At 72.4% G+C, this 12,247-nt stretch carries 5 protein-coding genes; all 5 read right to left on the bottom strand.

What is annotated here, in order from left to right; all coding sequences use genetic code 11:
• Positions 1–179: 179 nt before the first annotated feature.
• The 5 genes from ACIPN7_RS04390 to ACIPN7_RS04370 all read right to left on the bottom strand — a co-directional run bounded on the left by ACIPN7_RS04390 (position 180) and on the right by ACIPN7_RS04370 (position 12,243).
• On the bottom strand, positions 180–6,281 hold the full coding sequence (locus ACIPN7_RS04390; protein WP_400538349.1) for an Ig-like domain-containing protein: 6,102 nt from the start codon (positions 6,279–6,281) through the stop codon (positions 180–182).
• Positions 6,282–6,378: 97 nt separating this feature from the next.
• The gene (locus ACIPN7_RS04385; RefSeq protein WP_400538346.1) at positions 6,379–7,779 is read right to left on the bottom strand and encodes an ATP-binding protein; all 1,401 of its coding nucleotides are present in this window, start codon (positions 7,777–7,779) and stop codon (positions 6,379–6,381) included.
• Positions 7,780–7,820: 41 nt separating this feature from the next.
• Complete coding sequence (locus ACIPN7_RS04380) at positions 7,821–8,909, bottom strand: polyprenyl synthetase family protein (RefSeq protein WP_400538343.1); 1,089 nt, start codon at positions 8,907–8,909, stop codon at positions 7,821–7,823.
• Positions 8,906–10,666 carry an NADH-quinone oxidoreductase subunit NuoN gene (nuoN, locus tag ACIPN7_RS04375; RefSeq protein WP_400538341.1) on the bottom strand — a complete coding sequence of 587 codons (1,761 nt, stop codon included), beginning with the start codon at positions 10,664–10,666 and terminating at the stop codon, positions 8,906–8,908. The genes ACIPN7_RS04380 and nuoN overlap by 4 nt, the downstream gene beginning before the upstream one ends.
• Positions 10,663–12,243, bottom strand: coding sequence for an NADH-quinone oxidoreductase subunit M (locus tag ACIPN7_RS04370; protein WP_400538338.1), 1,581 nt, complete (start codon positions 12,241–12,243; stop codon positions 10,663–10,665). Before ACIPN7_RS04370 ends, nuoN begins: the two co-directional genes overlap by 4 nt.
• Positions 12,244–12,247: the final 4 nt, after the last annotated feature.

Raw genomic sequence — 12,247 nt, 5'->3', positions numbered from 1 at the left:
CGAAAAATTGCCCGCCCGGACGGCACACACAGGCGCAACGGGAGCACACTACCGGGGGGTTGGGTGAATCGTCGTGGAATTTCAGTGGGCAGGACTACCCATGCCGCCCGTCCAGATTGTAGGAGTTCGTCTGGTAAGCGGCCGGAGTGTCGCGACCGTGTCGGCGTGATTCCATCGATTTACCAAAGCAGGTGGTTCGACTCCCCCAGCTCCTGCGTCTCGATCCACGTGTACTCACCCGTGTAGCCGTGCATGCAGTCGGTCTGCCCCGACCAGTTGCCGTTGCCGTCCGTCCGCAGCGGCACGCCCCAGGCCTGACCCCACCAGTTGCCCTGCTCGTACCGGGGGAAGTAGACCTGGCCCGCGGAGTCGTGCTCGGTGGACAGGCACCGCATGGTGAACGCCGTGTTCGGCTCCCACCCGGTGATGCTCATGTTGATCCACCGGCATGCCGCGCCCTGACGGCAGCCGGACGACGTCGACCCGTCGGCACCCTTGGAGATGGTGAACGAGCGGTTGGCCGGGTTCGAGTTGGTCCGCCCGCTGCCCGACGCCGTGGTGCCGCACCCGGCCGCGTTGCAGGCCTGCGCCTCCAGGCTGTAGCTGGTGTTGTACGCCGGCCCGACGTCGACGTTGCCGCCGGACGCGGACATGCTCTGCCAGCCGCCGCCGTTGACGCGGTACCGGATCGACTCCACGGCCCGGCCGCCGTCGCTGCCCGGGGGCGACACGGTGAACCGGCCCTCGGAGGACGAGCGCAGCGTCCAGCTCACGCCCGGTGCGCCCGGTGTCGTGTACGGGGTCACGGCGCCGGAGCTCGCGGTCCAGGCCGAGCACGTGTACTGGTTGCAGGCGCGCACCTGGAACCGGTACGCCGTGCCGTTGGCGAGGTTCCTGAAGGTGTACGACGTCGCGGTCCCGGCGTTCGCCGGCGTGCCGCCGCCGTTCGCCAGCACCTCGTACCGGTGCCCCGGCCCGCGGAACGCGTCCGACGCGATGCCGCTCCAGCGCACGTCGGCCTGGCCGCTCGTGGTGGAGCCGAGCGCCGCCGTCGGCGTGCCCGGGACCAGCGGCTGCCCGTACGGCACCTGCGCGGCCGACCGGTCGCTGGCCGGGGACTTCCCCGCCTTGTTCTCCGCGGTGACCGCGAACGTGTACGACGCCTCGGCGGACAGCCCCGAGACGACGCGCGAGGTCCCCGTCACCGTCTGGGTCTCGACCTTGGCCCCGTCCTCGAAGACGTCCAGGTAGTACTTCTCCACCGCGTCGCCGTTGTTCGCCGGCTCGGTCCACGCGACCGTGATCTGCCCGCCGAGGGCGTTGTCCACCCGCTGCGCGGTCGGGGCCGCGGGCTGGGCCGGCGGCGCGGCGGGCGTCTCCGGCGCGGAGGCGTCGCTCCAGTCCGAGGGGTCCGGCGCGGCGTTCACGGCCTGCACCGTCACCGTGTAGGCGGTGCCGTTGGCCAGGCCGTCCCACACGATCCGGGTGCCGGTGACGCAGGACTTCTGGATCACGCCGTCGGCCGGGGCCGGGCTGATCTCCAGGTTCACGCACTCGATCGGGGACCGGTCGGTGTACGCCCGGTTCTTCCACGAGACCGCGAGCGACGAGTCGCCGAACGTCAGCGACGGCGGCTCCGGCTTGTCGGGCTTCTCGTCCGGCCGGGCGTCCTCGGACGGCCCGGACGGGTCGGACTCCCCCACCTCGTTGGTGGCCGTGACGGTGAAGTTGTAGACCACGTCGTTCTTGAGGCCGGTGACGGTGCACGTCGTCGACCGGCACTCGGTGACGTCGCCCTTGCCGGACCGGGCGGTGTACCCGGTGATCTCGGCGCCGTTGTCCGACGGCGGGTCCCACGCCAGCACGACGGTGCCGGACCGCACCTCCTCGACCTGCGGGGCGCGGGGCGCCTCCGGCCGGCCCAGCACGGTCAGCCGGACCGTCCCCTCCACCTCACGGCTCACGTCCGCGGTCGCGTCCGCCACCCGGTACCGCACCACCATCGCGCCCACGAAGTCGTCCGACGGCGTCACCACGACCATGTCGCCCGTCGCCTCGGCGAAGCCCTCGCCCGTCTCGACCACGGCGCCGACCACCTGGAGCGGCTCCTGCGGGAACGGGTTGGCGTCGTTGGCCAGCACGTCCACCGTGGCGGCCTCGCCCTGGTGCGCGTCGCGCACCTCGTCCGGGTTGGCGCGCGCGAGCGGCCGGGTCGAGGCCACGACCGTGACGGCGAGGTCCCCGGCGACGGGCGGGTGCCCGCTGTCGGACACCGTGAACGGGACGGTGACCCGGGTGCCCTTGGGCACGGCGGCCTGGGCCTGCGCGAGGACCGTCGAACCCTCGGTGCCGAAGGTGATGCCCTCGGCCCCGCCGGTGATCGCGACGGTCAGCGGGTCGCCCTCCGGGTCCACCGCGACGCGCGACAGGTCCAGCGCCGCCTCCTCGCCCGCGGCGACCTCGAGCAGCGCCGTCCCCTTGATCTCGGGCGGCTGGTTGCGGCTGGCCCGCACGTCGATCGGGAGGGTGAGCACGGCGGTCCGGCCCTCCGGGTCGTCGGGGCCGTCGCCGTCGGTCACCTCGAAGGTGACCGAGGCCGGGCCCACGTAGTCCTCGTCCGACGTGAACGTGAGCGTGGTCGGGCCGGTGACCTCACGGGCGCCCTCGACGGCGGACACCTTCTCCTCGACCGTGAACCGCGGCTCGTGCCCGTCGGCCACCTCGACGTGGTCGGCGATGTCGATCTCCAGCGTCTCGCCGGCGAACGTCCGCAGCGCCTTGACCGGCTGCCTCAGGTGCGGCAGCGAACCGTCCCGCGGCACCCGCACGAACGCCTTCGCCGTCAGCCCGTCCAGGTCGGTCACGGTGTAGGTGAGCACCTGCGGGTCCTCGGTGAGCGCCACCGTCACCGCGCCGCCCTCGCCGAGCGTGACGCCGTCGGGCTGCTCGCCGTCGTCGCCGACGACGGCGACCGTCAGGTCGCTCGCGACCCCGTCGGGGTCGGTGTCGTTGCCCAGCACGTCCACGGTCACGGTGTCGGAGGTGACGTCGGTGGGCGGGACCACGTCGTCGCGGGCCACGGGGCGCAGCAGGGGCGCGTCCTTGGCGACCTGGACCGTGATCGCGCCGGTGGCGCGGGCCGCGTACGTGTCCTCGATGCCGTAGTAGAAGGTCTGGGTCCCCTCGTCCCGGGGCGTCGTGACGACGACCTGGTCGTCGACGACCTCCGGGTCGAGCCCCTCCGCACCCTCGAACGACCTCGGCACCAGGCCCACCTGGTCGCCGTCCGGGTCGGAGTCGTTGGCCAGGGCGTCCACCGCGACGTCGCGGCCGGGCCGGACGAGCGTCTCGTCGTCGCCCGCGGTGGGCGGCTGGTTGACCCCCGGCGGCTGCGCGACGCCCACCGCGACCGTGCCCTCGGCGGTGGCGCCGCGCGTGTCCGTCACGGCGTACCGGAACTCGTCCGCACCCGCCGCGTCCCGAGACGCCTCGTACTCGAGGAACCCGTCGACGACCCGGGCGGTGCCCTGCGACGGCGGAGCCGACAGGCCGCCGAGCGTCACGTAGTCGCCGTCCGGGTCGCTGCCGTCGAGCGGCAGCGGGATCCGCGTGACCGCGCCCGCGAGCACGCGCGCCGTGGTGTCCGGCGGCTGCGGCGCCGCGTTCTCCAGGGTGTCGGTGACGTTGATCGTGACCTGCGCGGAGTCCTTCTGGCCGTTGCTGTCCCGCACCTCGTAGACCAGGTGCGCCGTGCCGGCCTCGGAGCCGGCGCGGAACCGCACCGTGTCCTCGGACACGAAGGCCTCGCCGACGTCCGGCTCCTCCACCAGCTCGGGCGTGAGCTTCATTTCCAGCCCGTCCGGGTGGGAGTCGTTCTTCAGCACCGGGACGGTCACGATGTCGCCCGTGTGCACGGTCGCCTCGTCCACCGCGGCCTCGGGCGGGCGCAGCTCGGTCGGCGCGGCGATCGGCACCACCCGCACCTGGCCGACGGCGGTCTCCGTGCCGTTGGAAGCGGTGTACCGCAGTGTCACGGGCCGGTCCAGGCGCTCGGTCTCGGCGACCCGCAGCACGTGGTGGTCCAGCACGACGGCGGTGACGCCCGCCTCGGCCTGCACCGAGGACGCGACCAGCACGCCGCCGCCCGGGTCGGAGTCGTTCGCGAGGACGTCCACGCGCGCCGAGCCGCCCGCCGGGAGCAGCACGGTGTCGGCCACGACCACGGGCGGGCCCGCGGCGTCGGGCGGCGGGAGCACGTCGACCCGCACCAGGCCCATGGTCGAGCCCGGGCCGTCGCTGACCTGGTAGGTGATGTCGTAGCTGCCCGGCTCCTGGCTCACGAACCGGAAGGTCCCCGCGGCGTAGTTCTCCGTGATCGTGGCCGGCTCCTGCTCGGAGACGCTGACCAGTCGCAGCCGGTCGCCGTTCGGGTCGGAGTCGTTGCGCAGCGGCTGGACCGTGACCGGGTCGCCGGCCAGGACGGTCACGTGGTCGGCCACGGCGACCGGCGGCTCCTGCGTGGCGATCACGTCGACGAGCAGCCTGCCCTCGCCCACCTGGTCCAGCCCGTCCGACACCGTGAGGTCGACGATCTTGCGGCCCGTCGTGGTGCCGCCGTCGCGGAACTCGACGGTGCCGTCCGGGCGGAACCGCACCTCGTCCATCGGGTCCGCGGTGGCGGCGCTCGACAGCACGAGGTCGTCGCCCTCAGGGTCACGCCAGAACGGGAGCACCTTGATCGACGCGTCCCCGCCCTGCGCGACACGCAGCACCGGTTCGCCCTTCGGTGCGGGCGCCTCGTTCTCGCTCAGCGGCACCACGCGCACCTGCACCTTCGCGTCGGCGGTGCCGCCACGGCCGTCGTCCACGGTGTAGGTGAAGGTGGTGCTGCCCGTCGCCGTCTCCGGCACGTTCGCCTGGAGCGCCGCGCCGTCCAGCACACGGTCCACCGAGATGTCCGAGGCCCCCGCGCCGGCCACCTTGCCGGCGGGCTCCTTGATCGACGCCGTCATCACGTCGCCGTCGGGGTCGAGGTCGTTGCCCAGCACGTCGAGCACGGTGGTCCGGCCCGGCCGGACCCCGATCGAGTCGTCCTTCGGCGTGGGCGGCCGGTTGGGCTTGTCCCGCTGCGCGACGAACTGGTCCACCATCTCGGGCGTGGTGGTCTCCGACTCGGTCTTCTCGCCCTCGGCGTCCTCGGGCATCTTCAGATCCCAGTCGTCGACCTTCTCGAAGTCGTCCGCGGCCATCCACAGCGTGCCCGACGCGACGTCGTTCAGCACGATCACCTGGCGGTTGACCCGGTAGGCGAGCTCGCCGTCCGCACCCTCGAGCAGCTCGTCCACGTCGAGGTCCGTACCCTCGCAGTCCCGGACCACGCGCCCGGTGCCCGACCAGGCGCCGAACGTGCAGCCGCCGAGCTGCACGGGCGCCGCCGGGGTGCCCTGCCCCACCCGGGTGGTGGAGCTGCCGCCACGGAGCGGCTGGGTGACCAGGCCCTTCGTCGTCGCCACGACGACGACGTCGGCCTCTGCCGACGGCTGCTGGAGCCGGGCCTCTGCCCCGTCGGCCAGCTCCACGACGGCGCCGCCGGGCAGCACCAGCGTGCCCGCGCTGCGGTCCAGGACCACCGGCCGGTCACCGACGGCGGTCACCTCGATCTCGGCGTCCTTGTCGACCGGCAGCTCTGCGTCCGTCACCGTGTCCACGGTGCCCGAGCCGGTCGTCAGCACGGTGGCGAGCCGGCCCTTGGCGGGTGCGGCGCCGAAGACCGTGCCGTCCGTCGCGACGGCGATCCGGGCGCCCGGCCCGAGCACCGCCGTCGGCTCCAGGTCGGTCGCGCTGAACTGGACGGCGGCCTCGAACGGGAGCACCCACAGCCGGCCGTCCTCCGGGTCCAGCACCGCCGCGGTGTGCCCGCCGGACGCGATGACCGCGCCGGCGGGCGCGGTCATGGTGCCGCCCAGGACGAGCTGCGCCGGGTCGACGGGGCTTGCCGTGGCGGTGCCGGCGTCCGTCATCAGCACCCGGTACTCGGCCTGCTGCACGTCGAACGTCGAGGAGCCGGACAGCAGCGTGCCGTCCAACGCCTGCGCCTCGTCGTTGAACCGTCCGAGCAGCCCCGCTGACGTCTTGGTGACCCAGACGCCGGAGTCGTCGAGGTTGACCTCGGCGGTGGACTCGCCCTGCTGCAGCACGGAGAGCAGGATCAGCGCCCCTGCGAAGACGGCGACGACGCCGCCGGAGACGGCCGAGCGCGTCGGCACCTTCAATCCGGGCACAGGTCTTCCTCAAGTCTTGATCAACGGCGGTGGCGGCAGCCTAGCCGTTGCCCCCGACAACCGGAACGTGAGGAGGTCTCCCGGTGCGGGTGAATCTTCAGCGGACGCGCCACACGGCTCGTGGGTCCTTGGACGACTGCCCCTCCCACACGACAGCTCCAAGCTCCTGCAGCTTCTGCAGATGGCGAATGGTGGTCGGGCGGGCAAGTTCCGCGACCTCCGCGACCTGTCCTGTGCCCAAAGGACGCCCGGCCGTGCGGAGCACCTCGAGCACGCGCCGCGCCCCCCGGGAGAGCTGATCAGAGATCTCCGGGGGCAACATGTCGAGCGCCGAGAGGATCAACCGCACTCCGCCCTGCGTCTGCGTGTACATCGGATCGGTCAGGCCACGACTGCGCATCTCGTCGAACATCCGCCGGATCCCCTCGCCGAGCTCCTGAGCGATGCCGAGGTCCGAGCACACCCGCGCGATGCGGGGGTTGCGGGCGTACCGGCTGATGTCGAGCGGCTGATCCGGGTTGACGATCCCGGGAAAACGCCCAGGACTTGAGATCTCCACACGGTCGGGGAAGATCTCGACGCGCACGTGGTCGCCGATCATGCTGTACGACCGGTGCAGCACCGCATTGACCAGTCCTTCGAGCCAGGCATCGCGCGGGACGATCCCCGACGCCGCGAACCGGCCGGAGCTGGCCAGCGCCCTTCGGCGAGGAAGCAACCGCTCAATCTCATGAGCGGCCCGATCGATCTGCTGCGGGATGGACCCCTCGCACCGCACGTCCGCGTCATCGTCGAGCGTGAGCCTCGACCCCGAGCCCCGCTCCACGTCGGTGTATCGCAGCACGCGAACGTGCGCATTGGGGTAAAGCGCCTGAGGCGATTCCGCGAACAGGAGATAGGCAGCGACCGTCGGATCGCCGTCCCCGGTCAGCAGACCCCGCGCACGCAACATGCCGTTCGGGGTCGCCGACCCGATGGCGAGCTGGTACGCCTCCACCTGTTCAGGGTCGAGGTCCCCGATCCCCACATGCGCTCGCGTCCCGTCGAACGGCGCCGAACCCCGGTCGAACTCGAGCTCCTGACGTTGCGCGAAGCCCAGCCGCCGCGACTCGTCGCCCACGCGCAGGTACACGTCCCCCTTGACGGTCTCGTGGACCGCCTCTCCCGGATCGACTCGCAGGATCAGGACGCAGCCGCCACTCGCCAGCTCGATCTCCTCGATGCGCGCGCGGACGACCGGCCGGGTGAAGTCCTGAGCCGCCTGGCGAAGGGCGTTGACCCGCGCGCGCGGCACGCCATCAACCACACCACCGTGGAAGCCGACGACTACACAACCACCCTCGGCGTTCGCCAGGGCGACGAGCGGTACAGCCAGATCTCTCGGGTCGACACGACCGGACTTGCGCTCGAACCACTGACCTTCGGGCAATCGGGCAAGGCCGTCCAGCGCGTCCTCCAACGGGAGGGTCAGCGTGTGGTCCACCTCTGCCGCGTACATGAATCTACTCTAACATTGTTAGAGTAGATTCGAGTGGCGGCTCAGACCGCCCGGTCCGCCAAGGCCTGCGCGAACTGCTCCAGCGACTCCTTGACCGGCCCGTCCGGCAGCGGCGCGAGCTCCGCGGCCGCCTCGCGCGCCCAGCGCACGGCCAGCTCCCGGGTGTCGGCGAGCACGGTGTGCGCCCGCAGGCGCTGCAGGGCGGCCGTCAGCACCTCGTCGGACGACAGGTCGCCGTCGAGCGTCGCGAGCAGGTCCTTGTCGTCGTCGGTGGCGGAGCCCGACGCGACGTGCCGGCGCAGCAGCAGCACAGGCATGGTCGGGACGTGCTCCCGCAGGTCGGTGCCGGGCGTCTTGCCCGAGGTCTCCCCCGACGACGCGACGTCGAGCACGTCGTCGGCGAGCTGGAACGCGACGCCGACCTTCTCGCCGAACGCGCCCACGGCCTCGACCTGCTCCTTCGGCGCGCCGGAGAGCATGGCCCCCAGGCGGGCCGACGTCGACAGCAGCGACGCCGTCTTGTCCGACAGCACCTGGAGGTAGTGGGCCACCTCGTCCTCGCCGTCGTCCGGGCCCATGGTCTCGTGCAGCTGCCCCATGCACATCCGCTCGAACGTGCGGGACTGCAGGATCACGGCCTCGGGACCCAGCTCCGCCACCCGGGCCGAGGCCCGGGCGAAGAGCATGTCGCCCACGAGGATCGCGACCGAGTTGCCCCACACCATGTGCGCCGCCGGCGCGCCCCGGCGCATCGGCGCCGAGTCCATGACGTCGTCGTGGTACAGCGAGGCGACCTGCGTCAGCTCGACCACCACGGCGGCGTCGACGACGCCGGGGGCCGCGCCGTCGCCGAGCTCACCCGTGAGCAGTGTGAGCAGCGGCCGGAACCGCTTGCCGCCCGCGTCGACGAGGTGCCGCGAGGCGCCGTCCGCCAGCTTGTCGGCGCTGGAGACGGCGTCCGACAGCACGTCGTCGACCACCGTCAGGCGATCCGCGAGACGGGACGCCAGCTCCGGGTCCGTGATCGGCAGGCCGAGCGCGGTCGGGTCGGGCAGGTCAGTCGGAGCGGCCGGCAGTGCGGACGCCGACGTACCCGTCGTCGTCTGGGGCGGCAGCGGTACGGAGGTCACGGCACGAACTTACTTGCCTCTGCCGCCAGATTAAGAACCAGAGAGGGGAAAACGCCGAGAATCACCGTCGCGAGCGCGCAGACGGCGATCGCCACGGCGGCCGGACCCCGGGACCGCACCACCGTCACCACGACCCGCTGCGCGGCTGTGACCTGCGCCCTGGTCGCGGTGGCGACGCCGCCGGACGCGCCCTCGCTGCCCTCGCCCGCACCAGCCGCGCCCGTCAGGACCTCGCCCTCGGCGGGCTCGACCCCCGGCGTGATCGGGGCGGGCTGGAACACCATGACCACCAGCAGCCGCAGGTAGAACGCGACGGCGACCACCGACGCGATGACGCCGAGGACCGCGAGCCACCACAGGCCGCCCGACGTCGCCCCGGAGAACGCGCCGAACTTGGCGATGAAGCCGGCGGTGAGCGGGATGCCCGCCATCGACAGCAGGAACAGGGCGAACGCGGCGGTGAGCCACGGGGCCTTGCGCCCCAGGCCGGCCCACTGCGCGATCTCCGTGGCCTCGCCGAGCACGACGCCGTCGTCCTCGACCGGACCGTTGTCCTCGCCGCCCCCGGCCGTGACCCGGCGCTCCCGGACCAGCGTGACCACCGCGAACGCGCCGATCGTGGCGATGCCGTAGGCCAGCAGGTAGAAGAGCGTGGAGGACTGGACCTGCGAGCTGAAGCCCGCGATGCCCACCAGCAGGAAGCCCGCGTGGGCGATCGACGAGTACGCCAGCAGGCGCTTCACGTCGGTCTGCACGGACCCGACCACCGTGCCGACGGCCATGGTGAGGACGGCCACCACCACGATGACCACCTGGAGCTGCCGCATCGTCTCCGGGCTGACGGCCTGCACGCCGATCGAGATGCGGTACAGCACCTCGACCAGCGCCGCGACGGCCGCCGCCTTGGTGCAGGCGGCCATGAACCCGGTGATGGGCGTGGGCGCGCCGGTGTAGACGTCGGGCGTCCAGGCGTGGAACGGCACGGCGCCCACCTTGAACAGCAGGCCGACCGTCACCAGCAGCACGCCGGCCACGAGCAGCCCGGTCATGCCCTCCAGGGGCAGGCCGCCCTGCTGCACCGCCTGGGCGATCTCCAGGAGCCGCACCGTGCCCGCGAACCCGTAGATCAGCGCCACGCCGAAGATGAACAGCGCCGAGGCGAACGCACCGAGCAGGAAGTACTTCGCCGCGGCCTCCTGCGAGAGCAGCCGGCGCCGACGGGCCGTGGCGCACAGCACGTACAGCGGGAGCGACAGCACCTCCAGCGCGATGAACATGACGATCAGGTCGTCGGTGGCGGCGAAGAGCATCATGCCGCCCGCCGCGAACAGCAGCAGCGGGTAGATCTCGGTCTGCTCCAGGCCGGACCGCCGCGCCAGGTCCTCGTACGAGGTGCCGGGCACCGCCGCGGCCGTGGGCGCGAAGGCGTCCTGGCCGGTGGCGGTGCGGTCGGCCACCACGAGCACGCCCAGGAACGCGAGCACCGCGATGATGCCCTGCGCGCCCAGCGCGAACGGCGTCAGCGTCACGGTGCCGCCGACCACCTGGACGGGCTGCGCCACGATCTGCGGCCACAGCACCGCCACGAACGCGAGGCTGCCGGCCAGGGCGGCCAGGGTGAGCACGATCTGGGTCACGCGGCGCGCCCGGGCCGGGACGAAGGCCTCGAGGAGCACGCCGACCACACCCGCGCCCAGCACCACGATCAGCGGGGCGAGGGCGAGCCAGTCGATCTCGGGTGCCACGAACTCGTTCACTTGTCGCTCCCCATCTGCGCGGCATCCGCCGGCTCATCCACCGCTGTCAGGGCGGCCGACTGCTGGGCCGGCGCGTCCACATAGGTCAGGGCGAGGCCCGGCACCAGGCCGAGCACCAGGAGTCCGGCCACCAGCGGGGCCGCGACGATGCGCTCACGCGCCTTGAGGTCGGGCAGGGCCTCCAGGCCCTCGGCCGGCGCCCCGGTGAAGATCTTCTGGTAGGTCAGCAGCACGTAGACCGCGGCGAGCACCACGCCCGGGATCGCCGCGACGGTCCAGGCGGCCGAGCCGGCGGGAGCCCCGGAGAACGCCCCGATCAGCACCATGATCTCGCTGACGAACGTGGCCAGGCCGGGCAGCGACAGCGTCGCCAGGCCCGCCACGAGGAACGTGCCGGCGAGCACCGGCGTGACCGACCGCAGGCCGCGGTAGTCCGTGATGCGCTGCGACCGCTCCGGGTGCCGGGACACGAGGAACCCGGCCACCAGGAACAGCGCGCCGGTGGCGAGGCCGTGGTTGAGCATCATGAAGCTCGACCCGGCGGTGCCCAGCGGCGTGAAGGTGAAGATGCCCAGGATGATGAAGCCGAAGTGGCTCACCGAGGTCCAGCCGACGAGCCGCAGCAGGTCGGTCTGCATGATCGCCATGATCGCGCCGTACAGCACCGAGATCACGGCGAGCGCGATCACGAACGGCGCCGCCCAGCGGGACGCCTCCGGGAAGAGCGGCAGGCAGAGCGTCAGCATCCCGAAGGTGCCGACCTTGTCCAGCACGCAGATCAGCAGGGTGGACGTGCCGGGGGTGGCGTTCCCCGCGACGTCGGGCAGCCAGCTGTGCACCGGGACCATCGGGGCCTTGATCGCGAAGGCGATGAAGAACCCGATGAACATGAGGCGCTCGGCGATGGTGCCGAGGTTCACGCCGACCAGCTCGTCCACGAGGAACGCCTTGCTCGGGTCGACGCCCGCGCCGACCGCGAGGAAGTACAGGGCGATCACCGCGGCGAGCATGATCAGCCCGCCGCCCAGGCTGAACATCAGGAACTTCACGGCCGCCTGGCGGCGTCCGGCACCCTGCCCGAACCCACCGATGAGGAAGTACGCGGGGATCAGCATGGCCTCGAACAGCACGTAGAACAGGAAGACGTCGCGGGCGGCGAACACGGCCACCATGAACGCCTGGAGCAGCAGCACCAGCCCGACGAACCGGCGCAGGCGCACCTCGTCGCGGCCCTGCTCGTTCCAGGCGGCCAGCAGCACCAGCGGCACCAGCACCACGGCCAGCGCCACCAGGAGCAGGCCGACGCCGTCGACGGCCACGGCGTACGAGGTGCCGATCTGCGGGATCCACGCGTGGGTCTCGGCGAGCTGGTGCTCGCCGGCGGCGCCCGTGTCGAAGGCGAGGAACGCGCCGACGAGCAGGGCCACCTCCACCAGCGAGAACGCGAGCGCCGCCGGCCGGGCGAAGCCCGTGCGGGCGTTCGCGGAGCCGGTCCGGGAGCGACCGAGCGCGCCCAGCCCCACCACGGCCGCGCCGACCAGCGGCCAGGCGATGAGGGCGGTCAGCCAGGGAAACATCTCT

This window comes from Promicromonospora sp. NPDC090134, assembly GCF_044746965.1.
Classification (GTDB): domain Bacteria; phylum Actinomycetota; class Actinomycetes; order Actinomycetales; family Cellulomonadaceae; genus Promicromonospora.
This window is presented reverse-complemented; position numbering and strand designations above follow the sequence as displayed.